The sequence below is a fragment of the Thauera sp. 63 genome (assembly GCF_000310165.2).
GTDB classification, from domain to species: Bacteria; Pseudomonadota; Gammaproteobacteria; order Burkholderiales; family Rhodocyclaceae; genus Thauera; species Thauera humireducens.
The window spans coordinates 107,903-126,062 of sequence record NZ_AMXC01000011.1; the positions used below are offsets into that span (position 1 = coordinate 107,903).

General features: G+C 66.5%; 14 protein-coding genes. 9 read left to right on the forward strand and 5 right to left on the reverse strand.

The window, feature by feature from the left end; all coding sequences use genetic code 11:
• The first annotated feature begins 127 nt into the window (after positions 1 to 127).
• The 3 genes from dctP to C664_RS11745 all read left to right on the forward strand — a co-directional run bounded on the left by dctP (position 128) and on the right by C664_RS11745 (position 3,080).
• Positions 128 to 1,171: a TRAP transporter substrate-binding protein DctP gene (gene dctP / locus C664_RS11735; protein ID WP_269745297.1), complete on the forward strand. Its 1,044-nt coding sequence runs from the start codon at positions 128 to 130 to the stop codon at positions 1,169 to 1,171.
• 69 nt (positions 1,172 to 1,240) lie between these two features.
• Positions 1,241 to 1,765 carry a TRAP transporter small permease subunit gene (locus C664_RS11740; RefSeq protein WP_004260096.1) on the forward strand — a complete coding sequence of 175 codons (525 nt, stop codon included), beginning with the start codon at positions 1,241 to 1,243 and terminating at the stop codon, positions 1,763 to 1,765.
• A gap of 1 nt (position 1,766) precedes the next feature.
• On the forward strand, positions 1,767 to 3,080 hold the full coding sequence (locus tag C664_RS11745) for a TRAP transporter large permease (RefSeq protein ID WP_004260098.1): 1,314 nt from the start codon (positions 1,767 to 1,769) through the stop codon (positions 3,078 to 3,080).
• Positions 3,081 to 3,166: 86 nt separating this feature from the next.
• Here the strand turns inward: C664_RS11745 and pobA are convergent, their stop codons facing one another.
• Positions 3,167 to 4,354, reverse strand: coding sequence for a 4-hydroxybenzoate 3-monooxygenase (gene pobA / locus C664_RS11750; RefSeq protein ID WP_004260100.1), 1,188 nt, complete (start codon positions 4,352 to 4,354; stop codon positions 3,167 to 3,169).
• 117 nt (positions 4,355 to 4,471) lie between these two features.
• On the opposite strand from pobA, the gene C664_RS11755 reads away from it, so the two are divergent.
• Entirely contained in the window at positions 4,472 to 5,413 is a 942-nt protein-coding gene (locus C664_RS11755; RefSeq protein WP_004260102.1) for a helix-turn-helix domain-containing protein, read from the forward strand.
• A gap of 10 nt (positions 5,414 to 5,423) precedes the next feature.
• Here the strand turns inward: C664_RS11755 and C664_RS11760 are convergent, their stop codons facing one another.
• A complete protein-coding gene (locus C664_RS11760) occupies positions 5,424 to 5,921 on the reverse strand; it encodes a hypothetical protein (RefSeq protein WP_004260103.1) in 498 nt (165 codons plus the stop codon).
• Positions 5,922 to 6,113: 192 nt separating this feature from the next.
• On the opposite strand from C664_RS11760, the gene C664_RS11765 reads away from it, so the two are divergent.
• A complete protein-coding gene (locus C664_RS11765) occupies positions 6,114 to 6,497 on the forward strand; it encodes a hypothetical protein (protein ID WP_004260104.1) in 384 nt (127 codons plus the stop codon).
• 81 nt (positions 6,498 to 6,578) lie between these two features.
• On the opposite strand, the gene C664_RS11770 is transcribed toward C664_RS11765, so the two are convergent.
• The 3 genes from C664_RS11770 to C664_RS11780 all read right to left on the reverse strand — a co-directional run bounded on the left by C664_RS11770 (position 6,579) and on the right by C664_RS11780 (position 10,360).
• Entirely contained in the window at positions 6,579 to 7,889 is a 1,311-nt protein-coding gene (locus C664_RS11770) for a Glu/Leu/Phe/Val family dehydrogenase (protein ID WP_004260105.1), read from the reverse strand.
• A gap of 88 nt (positions 7,890 to 7,977) precedes the next feature.
• Complete coding sequence (locus C664_RS11775; protein ID WP_004260106.1) at positions 7,978 to 8,937, reverse strand: LysR family transcriptional regulator; 960 nt, start codon at positions 8,935 to 8,937, stop codon at positions 7,978 to 7,980.
• A gap of 40 nt (positions 8,938 to 8,977) precedes the next feature.
• Entirely contained in the window at positions 8,978 to 10,360 is a 1,383-nt protein-coding gene (locus tag C664_RS11780; RefSeq protein WP_004260107.1) for an L-serine ammonia-lyase, read from the reverse strand.
• A 181-nt stretch (positions 10,361 to 10,541) separates the two neighbouring features.
• Here C664_RS11780 and hsdR point away from each other — a divergent pair, with 181 nt between their 5' ends.
• From hsdR to C664_RS11800, 4 genes are all read left to right on the forward strand, one after another.
• Positions 10,542 to 14,063, forward strand: a complete 3,522-nt coding sequence (hsdR, locus tag C664_RS11785) for a type I restriction-modification system endonuclease (protein WP_004260108.1) — start codon at positions 10,542 to 10,544, stop codon at positions 14,061 to 14,063.
• 119 nt (positions 14,064 to 14,182) lie between these two features.
• Positions 14,183 to 15,358, forward strand: coding sequence for a Fic family protein (locus tag C664_RS11790; RefSeq protein ID WP_004260109.1), 1,176 nt, complete (start codon positions 14,183 to 14,185; stop codon positions 15,356 to 15,358).
• Positions 15,359 to 15,388: 30 nt separating this feature from the next.
• The gene (locus C664_RS11795; RefSeq protein WP_004260110.1) at positions 15,389 to 16,828 is read left to right on the forward strand and encodes a class I SAM-dependent DNA methyltransferase; all 1,440 of its coding nucleotides are present in this window, start codon (positions 15,389 to 15,391) and stop codon (positions 16,826 to 16,828) included.
• A partial coding sequence (locus tag C664_RS11800) for a restriction endonuclease subunit S (RefSeq protein ID WP_004260111.1) occupies positions 16,825 to 18,160 on the forward strand: 1,336 nt, incomplete at its 3' end. The genes C664_RS11795 and C664_RS11800, both read left to right, overlap by 4 nt.

The window sequence follows — 18,160 nt, forward strand, 5'->3', positions numbered from 1 at the left end:
AGGTGGCTCCCGCCCGCGCGTCGTCGGGCGGGGGGAGCCATGCCTGCAGTTCCCGGGAGCGCTGCGGGCGCCGGTTCAATCATAACCATCAAAAGGAGACACCATGATCAAGCATTCACACCCTCTGATGAGCGACGCCCTGAGCCGTCGACGTTTTCTGAAAGGCTGTGGAGGTATGGCTGCCGCAGCGGCCGCGACGGGCTTCGCCGGAAGCGGCTTTGCCGCGGACAAGGCGATGACGCTGAAGGCCGTAGTGCAGCACCGCAACGGCGAGTCATACAAGAAGTGGCTGTGGTTGCAGGACCAGGTTGCGGCGCGCAGCCAGGGGCGGTTGGCCATCGAGATCACCACCATCGGCGAGCTTGGCCTTGGTGGCCCCGAGATGCTGCGTGTACTCAAGAGCGGCGTGATCGACATGGCGGAAGTCCTGCCGGGCTACGTGGCGAGTGACTTCCCGCTGATCGAGGCCTGCGACCTGCCGGGCATCTCCACCAGTTTCGAGCAGTCACGTCAGCTCTATGACGTGTGGACGGAGAACGTGGTGGCGAAGAACGAAGTCGTGATCGGGGGACGCATCGTCGGCTCGTTCTGCTGGTCCACCATGTTCATGTACACCAAGTTCCCGCTGGAGACCCTGGAAGACTTCAAGGGCAAGAAGATCCGCGTGTTCGCCCCCGCACAGGCGCGATTCCTGACGGAGCTCGGTGCCGAGCCCCTGAGCATGACAACAGCCGATGTATACCCGTCCCTGCAGCGCGGCGTGATCGACGGCGCAATCACCGGGACCGAGCATGTCAAGGCGAGCAGCCTGTGGGAGGTCACCAAGTACATGACGAACGTGAACATCCCGCCGATGGGTTCCTACATCGTGATGGGGTCGCGTAGCCTGGCAAAAATACCTGCCGACCTGCGGAGCATCTTCACGGACGTCAGCAAGGAACTGACCGATCTGGGCTGGCAACTGGGGCGCGACAACGACACCCTGGGCTTCGAGTACGCCCTTGAGAAGGGCATGGTCCTGACGCGCGAGGCCAAGCCGGAGTGGGTTCCGCGCCTCACCAAGATCTCCGCCGAGAATATCGTGCCGTGGTGGGCGGGACGCTCCGGACCGAAGGCAAAGGCGGCCTTCAACGAGTTCATCGCGCCGATCGTGGGTTACACCCTGAGCTGAACCGATTGACCCGATTCACCCCCTGGCCGGCGTTCGCGCTGCCCCGGGGGCTTTCACAGGGGGACTCCCGTGACATTTTTCAGACGACTGCTGGCGCGTCTGGCCTTGTGGATGGCCTGGGTGAGTGGCTTGCTGTTTCTGCTGCTCGCTTTCTACATGACCGCCGATGGGCTTAGCCGTACGCTCGGCGGCCCGTTTACCGGCGTATCGGACCAGATCGCCGCGATGGTGCTCGCATTGGGCGCAACTTGGGCGCTCGCGCTGGGTGTGAATGCAGGAACGCATGTCCGTTCCGACGTGGTGCTGCCCTTGTTGCCGCGAGCGGCAAGGCGTGTGTTCGACATCTTCGCCTTATTCGGCCTCGCATCGCTAGGGTGGTTGCTCGCTTACGCGTTCTACGTGATGACGATGGAGTCCTACGACATCGGGGCCATGTTGCCGCAGTCCATCATCGAGATGCAGCTCTACATTCCCCAAGCGGTATCGACCTTCGGCATGTTGATTTTTGCGCTAACGGCAACCGTCGCATTGCTGGATGCGTTCCTTGCCGCCCGCGTCGGCGTCCGTGGTTCTACTTACAGCCAAGGACAATGACATGATCGCCATCGTTGTAACTTCATTGCTGGTTCTCTTCAGCCTGTTTGCGCTGAGTTTTCATGTCGCGAGCGCGCTCGGGCTGACCGCCGCGATTACCGGTGCGCTGCACATCGGCGACATTTCGAGCTTTTTCGGCCAGATCCCGTGGAACAGCTTCAGCAACAGCGGCATGATCGTTGTCCCGCTGTTCATCCTGATGGGTGAGTTGCTGTTGCGTAGCGGGGTGACCGAGGAACTGTACACCATCCTTACCAAGTGGATGGGGCGTGTGCCAGGCGGACTGCTGCACTCGAACGTGCTGGCCTCCGGCCTGTTTTCGTCCATCTGTGGTTCGAGCGTCGCGACAACCTCCACCATCGGCGCAGTCGCGCTGCCGGAGATGCGCCGCCATGGCTACGATGAGAAGCTTGCCGTGGGTTCGATCAGCGCCGGTGGCACTCTCGGCATCCTGATTCCGCCCAGCGTGATCATGATCATCTACGCGATCATGGCCGAGGTCTCGATCGCCCAGCTCTACATGGCGGGTGTCGTCCCTGGATTGCTGATGATGCTGGCCTTCATGGTGGTCATCTTCGGCGCCGCGCTATTTGCACCGCACAAGGCACCGCGCCTCGATCTGAAGGTGAACTGGGCGGAGCGGCTGGGGGGCTTGGTGGCGGTGCTGCCGGTGATCTTCCTGATGGGCATGGTGCTGGGCACGATCTACGCGGGCGTCGCGACCCCGACCGAGGCCGCGGCCTTTGGCTCGGTGGGGGCCTTCCTGATGGCCCTCATCAAGGGGCGTGTGAGTCGCATCATGCTGCGCGAGGTCTTTATCGCCACCGCGTCGACAACGAGCATGGTCTTGCTGGTTGTGGCGTCGGCGTTCGTGCTGCAGTTCGTACTCACGCTCGGTGGCGTGCCCGCGGCGATCTCGAACTGGATCGCTGGCCTGGGCCTGAGCCAGCTGCAGCTCATCCTGATCATCGCCCTGATCTTCATCGTGCTGGGGATGTTCATGGAGAGCATGGCGATGATCGTCTGCACCCTGCCGATCCTGCTGCCCATCCTCAAGATGGCGGGGGTCGATCTGGTGTGGTTCGGTGTGCTGGCGGTGATCCTTGTCGAGCTCTCGCTGATTACGCCGCCGGTCGGCATGAACCTCTTCGTGATGCAGGGCCTGCGCACGCGTATGGACGGCGCACGGGTGGGACCGATGACCGAGGTGTTCGCTGGCAGCATGCCTTTCGTACTGGCAATGTTGGTGGTACTGGGCCTGGTGATTGCCTATCCCGGTATCGCAATGGGCTTAGTTCACAGCATGAATAACTGACGCGTTTCAAGTCGAAAAAACGGGCGACACCTTGTGGGTGACGCCCGTTCTGGCATGCGGCGCCGCTTTCCGGCGCGCGATGAGGCTTACTTGAAGGTCGGGTCGAACGGCAGGCCGACGTAGTTCTCGGCGATGGTCGTCTTGCCGGCGGTCGAGCTCATCAGGTAGTCCAGCTCGGCGATCTGGATCTTGTGCTCGATTGGGTCGTCGTTGAACTTGTGCATGATCGAGGTGAACCACCACGAGAAGCGCACGGCGGCCCAGACGCGGCGCAGCGCAGTCTCCGAGTAGCGGTCGAGCAGGTCGTCGCGGCCTTCGGTGTAGTGGGCGATCAGTGCGGTCGACAGGTAGTACATGTCGGACGCGGCCAGGTTCAGGCCCTTGGCACCGGTCGGCGGCACGATGTGGGCGGCGTCGCCGACCAGGAACATGTTGCCGAAGCGCATCGGCTCGGTGACGAAGGAGCGCAGCGGGGCGATGCTCTTCTCGAGCGAGGGGCCGGTGACGAGCTTGGCGGCGATGTGCTCGGGCAGGCGCTTCTTCAGCTCTTCCCAGAAACGCTCGTCGGACCAGTCCTCGACCTTCTCGTCCAGGCCGACCTGCAGGTAGTAGCGGCTGCGGGTGTGCGAACGCTGCGAGCACAGTGCGAAGCCACGCTTGTGGTTGGCATAGATCAGCTCTTCGTGCACCGGCGGGGTGTCGGACAGCAGGCCCAGCCAGCCGAAGGGGTAGATGCGCTCGTACTCGGTGATCATGTCGCGCGGCACCGAGGCGCGCGAGGCACCGTGGTAGCCGTCGCAGCCGGCGATGTAGTCGCAGTCGACCGTGATCTGCTGGCCGTCCTTGAAGAACTGCAGCTGCGGTTTGCCTTCGAGGAAGTTGATCGGGCGCACGTCGCTGGCGTTGAAGATGACGGTGATGTTCTCGTCCTTCAGCACCGCGTCGTACAGGTCCTTGGTCAGCTCGGTCTGGCCGTACACCATGACCTGCTGGCCGCCGGTGAGCGACTTCATGTCGATGCGCTCTTCGCGGTCGTTGAAGGTCAGCACGATGCCGTCGTGGACCAGGCCTTCCTTGTCCATGCGCTCGCTCACCTTGGCGCGGCGCATCAGGTCGATCATGCCCTGCTCGAGGATGCCGGCGCGGATGCGGGCTTCGACGTAGGCGCGGTCCTGGCGCTCGAGGATGACGCTCTTGATGCCCGACAGGCTGAGCAGGCGGGCGAGGCACAGGCCCGAGGGGCCGCCGCCGATGATGCCGACTTGTGTTTGCATGAGTCTCTCTCCGTTCGTGGGATTGTTGTCGCGGGGACGGACTGAACTATAAGTATCGGAATGTCGCCCCGCTTGAACTCCACATCGTGAATGCTTGTACTTTTAGAAAGTCGTGGCATGCTGACTGTGCGCTTGTTTACATGGATCAAGGACGAAGCGATGGCCCTGCCCGGCGTGCCCACCTACAAGCTGTTCGGCGAAAAGGAACTGTGGCCGACGCCCGAGCCGGTGCACTACGAGACGATCGCCGCGCGCAGCGCGCTGCATGACTGGGAAATCACTCCCCACAGCCATGACGGCTTGATGCAGATCGTGTTTCTGCTATCGGGCGAGGCGCGCATGACCTTCGAGACGCGCAGCTTCGAGCTGCAGACGCCGTGCCTGGTCATGGTGCCGGCGCGTCACATCCATGGCTTTCGCTTTTCGCCCGACATGGTGGGGCACATCGTGACGCTGCCGCAGGCGCTGCTGGGCGAATTGCTTGTACTTTCGCCTGATCTGCGGGTGGCATTCGACTCGCTGCGCTACCTGCCGCTGGCCGAGGGCGAGGAAAGTGTCGAACGCATGCGACTGCGCTTCGAGCAGTTCGGACGGGAGTACGCGGGCCATCAGCCCGGGCGCATCAGCATGCTGATGGCGATCCTCGGACTGGTGGTGGTGGAGCTTGCCCGCGCCGGCGGGGCAACCGCCGAGCGCGCGTCGCAGGACCGCATCCGGCAGCGCGTGGAGCGCTTCCACATGCTCATCGAGCAGCACTTCCGCGACTGGCAGCCGGTGAGCTTCTACGCGCAGCGCCTGGGCGTGTCGCCCCAGCAGCTCAACGCGAGCTGCCGGCGCGAGGCCGGCACCAATGCGCAGAACCTGATCCACGAACGCCTGCTGCTGGAGGCGCGACGCTTGCTCGCGTATTCCGATCTCGACGTGACCGGCATCGGCTACTCCCTCGGCTTCCGCGATCCGGCCTACTTTTCGCGCTTCTTCGCGCGGCACCAGGGGCTCACGCCCTCCGAGTTCCGGCAGGCGTTCTCCCCTGCAGCGCCGTCGGGCACGGCACCCTGAACAGCGCGCGTCACAGCCCGGCGCACTGATCCTCCTTGTTGCCGCGCACGCGGTTGCCGCCGCCGGTGATCGGGTGCTGGTTCGACTTGCACTGCAGGTTGCCATCCACCCGGTTGCGATTCACATGCACCGCGCCGCTGTTCGAGAACAGCTGGATGTCGCCGTCGACCTCGGCGGTATCCACCTTCACCGAACTGCCCTGTTCGAGCTGGACATTGCCGCCCACGTAGGAGCCGCCAAGCAAGGACACCTGGCGTGCGCCCTCGGCCTGGATGTTGCCCTCGACCTTCACGTCGCGGGCCAGCAGGGTGGCTGCGCGGGCAACCCTGACGTTGCCGTCGACGCGCGTGCCGTTCAGCGTGCAGGTGCGGCCCAAGGGCACGCGGATGTCGCCGTCGATGGAGACGGCGCCCATGCTGCCGCTGCAGTCGATCTCGTCCGCGTAAGCGGGGAGGGATAGCAGGGTCGTGCCGAGCAGCAGGCTGGCGAAGCGGATCGTCGCATTCATCGTCGTTTCCCGTTCCTGGTGACATGCATACTTCATTCTAGAGGGGCTTGCGTCGCTCGGGCGCTTCGATGTCGTGACAGGATGCCTCGCGCTGGCTAGGCGCATCCTGGATCGATGTGTGCGGTTTGTTGTCGTATCCGGTGACCGGCAGGTCTAAACTGTCAGTCGTAACGAACCCGACGAGGTGTAGCCATGGACGGAATCTCGAGCAGTGCCGCGATGCAGCCGCGCGAGCTGATGCGCCAGTCCGAGGCGCGGATCACCGATCCCCGCGCCTTGCAGGCGCCGACGCGGCCCGACGCGCCGGCTTCGCCTGCTGCTTCGGAACCAGCCAGTGCCGTCGTCACGCTCAGTGATGCGGCGCGCAGCCAGGCCAGTCGTCCCGCGCAGCCCGATCAGAACACGCCCGAAGCCCGGGCGGCTGCGGCCGTGCAGGGGGCGCCGGCTGAGGATGGGCAGGTCAGCTACACGGCGCAGCGCGCCGTAGAGGCCTACCGCGACGTCGAACAGGCTGCCGTCGCACGCGATGCCGCCACGCCGCCGGGCCAGCAGGCCCCCAGCCTGTTGCGCGGCTGATGTCTCTGTCGTTCTAGTCCAGCAAAAGAGGAACGGGGCCTTGCGGCCCCGTTCCTCTTTTGCTGGACTGCGTACGTCCGATCAGGGGTAAAGCCCGCGCTCGGCGCGCGCTTCCAGCACGCGCTGGCAGGCGATGATGAAGGCAGCGGTCCGCAGCGAAACGTGCTTTTCCTGCGCGAGCTTCCAGATCGCAGAGAAGGCGCCGACCATGATGCGTTCGAGGCGCTCGTTGATCTCGTCCTCGGTCCAGAAGAAGCTCGAGAAGTCCTGCACCCACTCGAAATACGACACGGTCACGCCGCCCGCGTTGGCGAGCACGTCGGGCACGACGAGGGTGCCGCGCTCGCGCAGCACGTCGTCCGCCGCCGGGGTCGTCGGGCCGTTGGCGCCTTCGACCACGATGCGGGCACGTACGCCAGCGGCGCGCTCGACCGTGAGCTGCCCTTCGAGTGCGGCCGGGACCAGGAACTCGCACTCGAGCCGCCAGAAATCCTCGATGTCGATCGGCGAGGCGCCTGCAAAGCCCTTCAGGCCGCCGTTTTCTGCGGCGTGTGCCATCGCCGCCGGGATGTCGATGCCAGCTTCGTTCACCAGCGTTGCGGTGTGATCGGCGACTGCGATCACACGCGCGCCGGCCGCGTGGAACAGTCGCGCGCCGATGCCGCCGACGTTGCCGAAGCCTTGCACCACCACCCGCGCGCCTTCGATCGGCACACCCATCTGGCGGCCTGCCTCGCGCGCGGTGATGAACACCCCGCGCCCGGTTGCTTCCTGCCGCCCGAGGCTGCCGCCCAGTGCGATCGGCTTGCCGGTGACGACGCCGGTAGCGGTGCCGCCACGGTTCATCGAGAAGGTGTCCATCATCACCGCCATCGTCATCGCGTTGGTGCCGACGTCAGGCGCGGGAATGTCCTTGTCGGGGCCGATGATGATGCCGATCTCGGAGGTGTAGCGGCGCGTGATGCGCTGCAGTTCGCCCTTGCTGACGCTGCTCGGATCGACGCGGATGCCGCCCTTGGCGCCGCCGAAGGGCAGGCCGACCGCGGCGTTCTTGATCGTCATCCAGCCGGCCAGTGCCATCACTTCGTTCAGGGTCACGTCCGGGTGGAAGCGCACGCCGCCCTTGCCGGGTCCGCGCGACAGGTTGTGCTGCACGCGGTAGCCCTCGTAGTGGGCCACGGTGCCGTCGTCGCGCTCGATCGGCACATCGACGATCAGGGTGCGCTTCGGATGCTTGAGCGTCTCGATCCAGCGTTCCAGCGAACCCAGGTAGGGGCGCACGCGCTCGATCTGTTCGACGAAGCTGGCCCACGGTTCCGGTGCCGCCGGGTTCAGGTAGGACAGGCCGGCAATGCGGTCAAGGTCTTGCTGAGTCTGGGGTGTCGCGCTCATGTTCGTCCCTCCGGGGGTTGGGTGATGCACGAATTCTGTGCCTTGCGATCGTGCAGGCACATGCCGTTGCCTCATCGGGTCATGCGTTTCATGCATGACCTTGCGGTGCGACGCCCTTGTACGGGTCGGCCGGCCGATCCGGATGGCCGGCCTGCGTTGCAAGGTGGTCCCACAGGCGGTTCAGCTCGGGCCGCCGGTTCGCGCGATCGCGGTACAGGCGTACCTCCATGTCCAGGCTCCACTCCGGTCCGCCCGCGCTCACGACCTCGCCGCGCGCCAGCTCGCGGCTCACCGCGCTTGCCGGCAGGAAGGCGAGGCCGTGGCCGGCCAGCAGCATCGCCTTCAGGCTCTCGGCCATGTCCGACTCGTACTGCAGGGCAAGGTGCGCGGGCTGGCTGGCACGGTCGAGGATGGTGTCGACCATGCGCCGCAGGTAGGTGTTCGGTCCGTAGCGCAGGAAGGGGATCGGCGCCCTGGCCGTGCCGGGCAGCTGCCAGTTCGCATTGCCCGTGTGCTGGCGCGGCAGGTAGGGGCGGACGTGCTCGACGCCCAGGGACAGCCCCTCGAAGCGCGCCGGGTCCAGCCACACCGGGTGGGCCGGATGGTGGTAGCACAGCAGCAGGTCGCAGCCGCCTTCGGCCAGCATCATCACCACATCATGGACATTGCCCGCCACCAGGCGCGTGGGCACCTCGCCGAAGCTCTGCTTCAGCCGTCCCAGCCAGGCCGGGAAGAAGGCGAAGGCGAGGGTATGCGGCACGGCAACCACCAGCGCATCGCTGGCGATGGCCTGGTGACCGCGCACCTGCGCCCGCGCCGCATGCAGGCGGTTGAGCAGGTCGATCGCCGGCCCCTTGAAGGCCTCGCCGGCTTCGGTCAGCCGGGTCGGATAGGTGCTGCGGTCGACCAGCGCCACGCCCAGCCAGGCCTCGAGCGCGCGGATGCGGCGCGAGAAGGCCGGCTGCGACACGTGGCGCTGCTCGGCCGAGCGCGAGAAGCTGCCGCTCTCGGCCAGGCTGAGGAAGTCTTCCAGCCACTTCAGTTCCATCTTCGGGTGTCCTGTTGCCGGATCGTCGTCCGGGAATGACTCAGCACGCCGGGAAGCTGACGGCCAGGCCGCCGCGCGAGGTTTCCTTGTACTTGTCCAGCATGTCGCGGCCGGTGTCACGCATCGTCAGGATCACCTGGTCGAGCGAGATCGCGTGTGCGCCGTCGCCGCGCAGGGCGAGCTGGGCGGCGTTGATCGCCTTGACCGCGGCCATCGCGTTGCGTTCGATGCAGGGAATCTGCACCAGGCCACCGACCGGGTCGCAGGTCAGCCCCAGGTTGTGCTCGAGGCCGATCTCGGCAGCGTTCTCGACCTGCTCGGGCGTGCCGCCCAGTACCTCGGCCAGGCCCGCGGCCGCCATCGCGCAGGCCGAGCCCACCTCGCCCTGGCAGCCGACCTCGGCGCCGGAGATCGACGCGTTCTTCTTGCACAGCGCGCCCACGGCCGCGGCCGCGAGCAGGAAGGTCTCGACGTCGTGCTCGCCGCTGCCGGGCATGAAATCCATGTAGTAGTGCAGCACCGCCGGAATGATGCCGGCCGCGCCGTTGGTGGGCGCGGTCACGACCCGGCCGCCGCCGGCGTTCTCTTCATTGACGGCCAGCGCGTAGAGGTCGATCCAGTCGAGCGCCACCATGGTGTCGCTGATCAGGTTGTGACCGGTGTCGCGCTCGGCGAGCTTGCGGTGCAGGGCCGCGGCACGACGGCGAACCTTGAGGCCGCCGGGCAGCACGCCTTCCTGCGCGATGCCGCGCGCCACGCAACTGCGCATTGCGGCCCAGATGCGTTGCAGCGCGGCGCGCGTGTCGGCCTCGCTGCGCCAGGCGCTTTCGTTGGCCAGCATCAACTCGCTGATGCGCAAGCCGTGGCGGTGGCATTGCGCGAGCATTTCGGCGCCGGTGTCGAAGGGGTAGGGCAGCACGACGTCGGCCTCGGCCCCGCTGCCGGCCCGCGCCTGCGCCTCGTCCGCGACGAAGCCGCCGCCGACCGAGTAGTAGGTGTTCTCGTGGATCGCGCGTGCATCGCCATCGAACGCGGTGAGGCGCAGCGCATTCGGGTGGTAGGGCAGGCTCACCGGCAACAGCCGCATGTCGCGCGCCCAGTCGAAAGGCAGCGCGCGCGCGCCCATCAGCGCGAGCTCGCCGTCGCGCCGCACCCGGTCGACGGCGGTGATGAGGAAGTCCGGCTCGACCTCGTCCGGGCGCGCGCCCATCAAGCCGGCCACGACGGCACGGTCGGTGCCGTGGCCGATGCCCGTCGCCGACAGCGACCCATAGAGCTTCACCTCGATGCGGCAGACGCGGTCGAGCAGGCCCTGCTGCGCCAGCGTCGCGGCGAAGTCATGTGCGGCACGCATCGGTCCGACCGTGTGCGAGCTGGATGGACCGATGCCGATCTTGAACAGGTCGAGGACGCTGATGGACATGGGCGATTCCGGGAACGAGTCGATGAATCATTCTGCGTCCGCGCGGATGTGGCCTCAATCCGTTGTTTCCCACCCCCTCTGCGCTACTCGTCTGCGCCACGTCGCTCCGTTGCGGCTTTTCGGTTACATTCGCCTCAATGCTGTATGCAAGCGCCACCCCGGTGGCGCCACACCCCGGGGCATGGCCACTTCGCGCAACTTCTCCTTTCTTGCCGAGCACGATCCGGTCTTCCTGCAACTGGCGTCCACCGCCGAGCAGGTCTTTGCCGCCGACCCCAACACCACGCTGATCAAGCTGCGCCAGCTCGGCGAGGCCATCGCGCAGGACCTTGCCGCCCGCGTCGGCATCGTGTTCGACGACACGACCACGCAGGCCGACCTGCTGTTCCGCCTCGGCCGCGAGATCAACCTCGATCCCGCCATCCGCGGCCTGTTTCACACGCTGCGCATCGAGGGCAACAAGGCCACCCACCAGTTCCGCACCCTGCACAAGGAGGCGATGGACGGCCTGCGCGTGGCGCGGGCGCTGGCGGTGTGGTTCCACCAGAGCTTTGGCCCGCAGGGCGAGCGCTTCAAACCCGGCCCCTTCGTGCCGCCCGAAGACCCCAGTGCGCAGCTGCGCGCGCTGCAGGCCGAGATCGAACGCCTGCGCGCCGATATCGCGAGCCAGCACCAGGCGCTCGACAGCAACCAGCAGCTCGCCGAGCTGATGCGGCAGGAGAAGGCGCAATACGCCGCGCTGGCCGAGCGCATGCAGGCCGACGCTGCCGCAGCCTTCGCGCTGGCCGAGGAACAGAGCGCGCTCGTCGACAGGCTCGAGGCCGAGTTCGACGCGCGTCTCCGCGCGCTGCAGGCCGAACTCGAAGCCACGCGCGCAGCCTCGCGCCAGGCCGGTGCCGAAGCCCTGCGCCAGGTCGCCACCCGCACCCAGCGCGCGTCCCGCAACCTCGAACTCAGCGAAGAGCTCACCCGCATCCTCATCGACCAGCAGCTCGTCGATGCCGGCTGGGAGGCCGACACCCAGCGCCTGCACCATGCCCGCGGCGCCCGCCCGGTCAAGGGTCGCAACCGCGCCATTGCCGAATGGCCCACCACCGGCCGGCAGGCGGCGGATTACGTGCTGTTCGCCGGGCTCACCCCGCTGGCGGTGGTCGAAGCCAAGCGCGAGAACGAACACGTCGCCGGCAAGATCCCGCAGGCCGAACGCTACGCCGCGGGCTTCGAACAGCGCGAAGGCTTCGAGCCCGCCTGGCGGCTCGAAGGCCGCAGCGCGGGCTGGCCCGATGCGCAGGGCGGCGCCTTCGAAGTGCCCTTCGCCTACTCCAGCAGCAGCCGGCCCTACCTGCCGCAGCTCGCCGAGCACAGCGGCACCTGGTTCCGCGACCTGCGCAGCCCGGCCAACCTTGCTCGGCCGCTGGTTGACTTCCATTCGCCGCAAGGCCTGCTCGACCAGCTCACCCGCAGCCGGGAGAAGGCTGAACAAAGCTTGCGCGACGAAGGCTTCGCCTACCTGCGCCTGCGCCCCTATCAGGAGCTCGCCATCCAGGCGGTCGAGGACGCCCTGGCCGCTGGCCGCTCGCGCTGTCTGGTGGCGATGGCCACCGGCACCGGCAAGACGCGCACCATCATCGGGCTGATGTACCGCCTGCTCAAGGCCGAGCGCTTCCGCCGCATCCTGTTCCTGGTCGACCGCACGGCGCTCGGCGACCAGGCGCTGGAAGCCTTCGACGACGCCCTGCTGGAGCAGAACCAGCCGCTGTCGAAGATCTACAACGTCGCCGCGCTCGGCGACATGGCGGTCGAGGCCGAGACCCGCGTGCAGGTCGCCACCGTGCAGGCCATGGTCCGGCGCCTCTTCCAGGCGGACGACGCGGCCACCGTGCCCCCGCCCATCGACGCCTTCGACTGCGTCATCGTCGATGAAGCCCACCGCGGCTACACGCTCGACCAGGACATGACCGAAGGCGAACTGGCGGTGCGCGACCAGGCGCAATATCTGTCCACCTACCGCCGCGTGCTCGACTACTTCGACGCGGTCCGCATCGGCCTCACCGCCACGCCGGCCAGGCACACCACCGAGATCTTCGGCAAACCGGTCTATACCTACTCGTACCGCGAAGCCGTCGCCGACGACTGGCTGATCGACCACGAACCGCCGATCCGCTACGAGACCCTGCTCACCCGCAACGGCATCCGCTTCGAACGGGGCGAAACGGTCAGCGCCATCGACCTCGGCAGCGGCGAAATCGAGCAGTCCGAACTCGAGGACGAGCTTGCCTTCGACGTCGACGCCTTCAACCGCCGCGTCATCAACGAGGACTTCAACCGCGTCATCTGCGAACAGCTCGCACAGGAGCTCGACCCCTGCGGCGAGGAGAAGGCGATGATCTTCTGCGCCTCCGACCTGCACGCCGACATGGTCAAGCGCTTGCTCGACGACGCCTTCAAGGCGGTGCATGGCGAGGCCTACGCCGAAGCCGCGGTGCGCAAGATCACCGGCAAGTCCGACCGTGTGGCCGAGCTCATCAAGCGCTACAAGAACGAGCGCTATCCCAACATCGCCATCACCGTCGACCTGCTTACCACCGGCATCGACGTGCCGCGCATCTGCCACCTCGTCTTCCTGCGCAAGGTGCGCTCGCGCATCCTCTACGAGCAGATGATCGGCCGCGCCACCCGACGCTGTGACGAGATCGGCAAGACCGTGTTCCGCATCTACGACCCGGTCGACCTCTACCGCGACCTGCAGGACGTCAGCAGCATGAAGCCGCTGGTCAAGGATCCGGCCATCACGCTGGCGCAGCTCGTGTCCGAGCTCGCCGATCCGGCCAGCCACGCCGCGCCGGGTAGCGGGGAGCATCTGGCGCACGAACGAACCCACGCCCACGACGTACTCGACGCCCTCGCGCAGAAGCTGATGCGCGTGCTGCGCGACGCCACGCACAAGGCGGAGAAGAAGCCTGCGCTCAAGGCCCGCCTGGACGAACTCGAGCAGCACTGGGGCGTGCCGCCCGCCGCCCTGCACCGGCACCTGAAGCAGCTCGGCGCGCAGGGCGCCGCCGATTTCCTCCGCGCGCAGGCCGGCCTGCTCGAGCAGATCGAGGACGTGCAGGTGCTGGTCGGCAGCCGCTACCGCCCGCTACTCTCGCTGCACCGCGACGAACTGGTCGCGCGCGAGCAGAGCTACGGCACTTACCAGAAGCCCGAGGACTACCTCGACGCCTTCGGCCGCTTCGTCCGCGAACAGCTCAACGAATCGGTGGCGCTGGCGGTGGTGGTCAGGCGCCCGCGCTACCTCACCCGCGAACAACTGAAGGAAGTCCGTCTGCTGCTCGACCGCCACGGCTACGCCGAAGCCCGGCTGCAGACCGCCTGGCGCAACAAGACCAACGTTGATCTCGCCGCCAGCATCGTCGGCTACATCCGCCAGGCCGCGCTCGGCGAGGCGCTCATCCCCTTCGAGCAGCGCGTCGCCCAGGCCATGGCGCGCATCCACGCGATTGCGCCGTGGACACCGATGCAGCGCAAGTGGCTCGACCGCCTCGCCAGGCAGCTCGGCCACGAGGTCGTCATCGACGCCGACTTCGTCAATCGCGCCTTCGCCCAGGACGGTGGCGCGCACCAGCTCGACGTCCGCCTCGGCGGCCGGCTGGAGATCGTGCTCGAAACCCTCGCCGATGCGCTATGGCCGTCGGCGGCGTGAAGCGCGGTGCTCATCTGCGCGCATGAGCCGAATCGACTTCTTATTCGGCTCATTAATCGATATTGAATGAGCCGAATAGTGCTAGCATTCGGCTCACCCGTTTTCTTTGCAAGGCCCTGATGCCGCGCTGGATCTGGCAACACCCCGACTGGCCGCACTTCACCTGGCAGGCCGAGGCACTGGCACCGCTGCTGCGCCAGGTCACGCTCGCCCAAGGGGCGCTGCTCGGTCGCGCCCTGGGCTCCGAGCCGGAACTGCGCGCGGAATTCACGCTCGATGCGCTGCTGCAGAACATCATCGACTCCAGCGCCATCGAAGGCGAAACGCTCAATGTCGGCTCGGTGCGCTCCAGCATCGCCCGCCGGCTGGGTTTGGCGGACAGCGACAGCGCTCCGGCAGAGCCGCGCGCGGAGGGCCTCGCGCAAATCATGCTGGACGCCACGACCAACCTCGATGCGCCGTTGACCGAATCGCGCCTGCTGCAATGGCACGCCTGGCTTTTCGCCGGCGAGGAGGGCTCGCTCGAAGGCTTTCTCGGTCGCCGCATCCGTATTGGCGACTGGCGCGGAGCAGACGTCATGCAGGTGGTCTCTGGCCGCATCGACCGCCCGACCGTGCATTTCGAGGCGCCGCCGCGCGAAGGTCTGGAAGCCCGGGTCGCCGGGTTCGTCGCCTGGTTCAACGCCAGCCAGGCTGATGTCACGCTCGACCCCTTGCTGCGTGCGGCGCTGGCGCATTTCTGGTTCGTCACGCTCCACCCCTTCGACGACGGCAACGGCCGCATCACCCGCGCGCTCACCGATCTCGCGCTGGCGCAGAGCGAGCGGCAGAGCATCCGTTTCTACGCCATGTCGGCCGCCATCCTTGCCGACCGCAAGGGCTATTACGCCCAACTCGAAACCGCCCAGAAGATGCATGCAGCGCCTGCGCCGCTCGATCTGACACCGTGGCTGCACTGGTTCCTCGCCACGCTGCTGCACGCCATCGAGTCGGCATCGGCGCAGATCGACCGCGTGCTCGCCAAGAGCCGCTTCTGGCATCGCCACCGCGAGCAGGTCGCGAGCCCGGAGCAGGTCAAGGTCCTCAACCGCCTGCTCGACGGCGACCAGCGCGGGCGGGGCGGATTCGAGCACGGCATCAGCGCCGCGCAATATCAGGCGGTCGCCAAGGTCTCCAAGGCCACCGCCACCCGCCATCTGGCCGATCTCGTCGCCAAGGGATGCCTGCAAAAGCTGCCCGGCGGCGGACGCTCGACCCGCTATCAGATCCGCTGGCCGGCGGCGGGCGATGTCTAGCCATTTAAAATCAAGGTCTTAAGTCAAAGCATGAGCAACAACGAGATCGTCCAGAAGCTCTGGAACCTGTGTGACGTGCTGCGCGACGACGGCATCAACTACTCCGACTACGTCACCGAGCTGGTGCTGCTGCTGTTCATCAAGATGGAGCACGAGAACACCCAGAGCGGCGTGCTGTCCGGCCACAAGCTGCCCGCGGGCGCGCGCTGGCCCGACATCGCCCGGCTCTCCGGGCTCAACCTGCTCAACCACTACCGCGCCACGCTGCTCGAGCTGTCGAAGAGCACCGACCCGCTGCTCGCCGCCATCTACGCCGACGCCCAGACCCGGCTCAAGGAACCCCGCCACCTCGAGCAACTGGTCAAGAGCATCGACGCCATCGACTGGTTCTCCGCCCGCCGCGACGGCCTCGGCGACCTCTACGAGGGCCTGCTGGAAAAGAACGCCACCGAGACCAAGTCCGGCGCCGGCCAGTACTTCACCCCGCGACCGCTCATCGACACCATCGTCGCCCTCATCGATCCCAAACCGGGCGAAACCATCCAGGACCCGGCAGCGGGCACGGCTGGCTTCCTCATCGCCGCCGACGCGCACATCAAGGCGCGTACCGACGAGCTCTACGACCTCGACGAGAAGCAGCGCAGCTTCCAGCGCAACAAGGCCTTCATCGGCATGGAGCTGGTGCCCGGCACCCGCCGCCTGGCGCTGATGAACTGCCTGCTGCACGGCATGGAGGGCGATGCCGAAGGCGTGGTGCACCTGGGCAACACCCTCGGCGGCGCCGGCGCCGATTTGCCCAAGAGCGACATCATCCTCAGCAACCCGCCCTTCGGCACCGCCCGGGGCGGCGGCGGCCCCACCCGTGACGACTTCACCTTTGCCACCAGCAACAAGCAGCTCGCCTTCGTGCAGCACATCGTCCGCCACCTCAAGGACGGCGGCCGCGCCGCGGTGGTGCTGCCCGACAACGTGCTGTTCGAATCCGGCGTCGGCACCGAGATCCGCCGCGACCTCATGGACAAGTGCAATCTGCACACCCTCCTGCGCCTGCCCACCGGCATCTTCTACGCCCAGGGCGTCAAGACCAACGTGCTGTTCTTCGACAAGGTCGGCCAGCACGCCGAAGGCGGCACGCAGGAAGTCTGGGTGTACGACCTGCGCGCCAACATGCCGCGCTTCGGCAAGCGCACGCCGCTTACCCGCGCCCACTTCGCCGACTTCGAAGCCGCGTATGCCGCGAGCCCGCGTATCGACGAGGGCGAGCAGGGGCGCTTTCGCCGCTTCAGCCGCGACTGGATCCGCGCGCGCGGCGACAGCCTGGACATCGCCTGGCTGAAGGACGACAACGCCGAGGACGCCGCCGACCTGCCGGAGCCGGCGGAACTGGCGCGCGAGGCGATGGGGGAGTTGGAAGGGGCGCTGGCGGAGTTGCGGGCGCTGATGGGGGCGTTGGGGGAGGGGGTGGAATGAGCGGGCTGCCGGAAGGGTGGGCCATCACCAGCCCAACCGTTGTTGCGGAACCGATCCGAGGTGTGACCTACAAGAAGGATCAAGCACGCGATACGGCTGCGTCGGGCTTTACCCCCCTACTGCGGGCGAACAACCTCCAGCAGGGCAGGTTGGTGCAGACCGATTTGGTCTACGTTCCCGACGAGAACGTGTCGGAAAATCAGATGCTCAGGCCCAACGACGTTGTAATAGCCATGTCAAGCGGCAGCATTTCCGTTGTCGGAAAGACTGCGCAGGTCGCGGGCGATGTCTCGGCTTCGTTCGGAGCATTCTGTGGTGTGTTGCGCCCGTCTCCCGAAATGGATCCGCGCTACCTTGGCTGGTTCTTGAAGTCAGATGCATACCGGACAGGGATCTCGCAGCTAGCGCGTGGAGTGAACATCAACAATTTGAAGTGGTCGCATTTTCAGGAGATTCCTCTACCACTAGCTCCACGGCCCGAACAAAAACGCATCGCCGACAAACTCGACAGCGTGCTGGCGCGGGTGGATGCCTGCCGCGATCGCCTCGACCGCATCCCGGCCCTGCTCAAACGCTTCCGCCAATCCGTTCTTGCCGCCGCCACCTCCGGCCGGCTGACCGAAGATTGGCGTGCAGTGAACGTGATGCCTCCATGGAGGGCATCCGATATTCAGTCCGTCGCTCAAGTGGCAACCGGCTCTACTCCCTTGCGCTCGAATTCCACGTTCTATGCGGAGACCGGAACGCCCTGGATCACGAGTGCTGCGACCTCCCAGCCAGTCGTAATCGCGGCTGAGCAATTCGTGACTGATGAGGCCGTAGCGGCGCACAGGCTCAAGGTATTTCCTGTCGGCACGCTGTTGGTGGCGATGTATGGAGAAGGAAAGACAAGGGGGCAGGTCACGGAGCTGGGGTTGCCGGCGACGATCAATCAGGCCTGTGCTGCGGTAGTCGTCGATGAGCACATGGCACTGCGGGGGTACGTGAAGCTGGTCCTTCAGGCGAACTACATGCAAATGCGTGAACTCGCGGAAGGCGGTAACCAGCCGAACCTCAATCTATCGAAGGTAAAAGAATTCCCGCTCTTGCTGCCGCCGCTCGCCGAGCAACACGAAATCGTCCGCTGCGTCGAAACCCTGTTCGCCTTCGCCGACCGCGTCGAAGCCCGCTGCGCCGCCGCGCGCAAGCAGGCCGGGCAGCTGACGCCGGCCCTGCTTGCCAAGGCCTTCCGCGGTGAACTGGTGCCGCAGGACCCGGCCGACGAACCCGCTGCCGAACTACTCAAGCGCCTGGCCGCCCGCCGTGCCGAGGCGCCCAAGGCGCGGCGCGGGC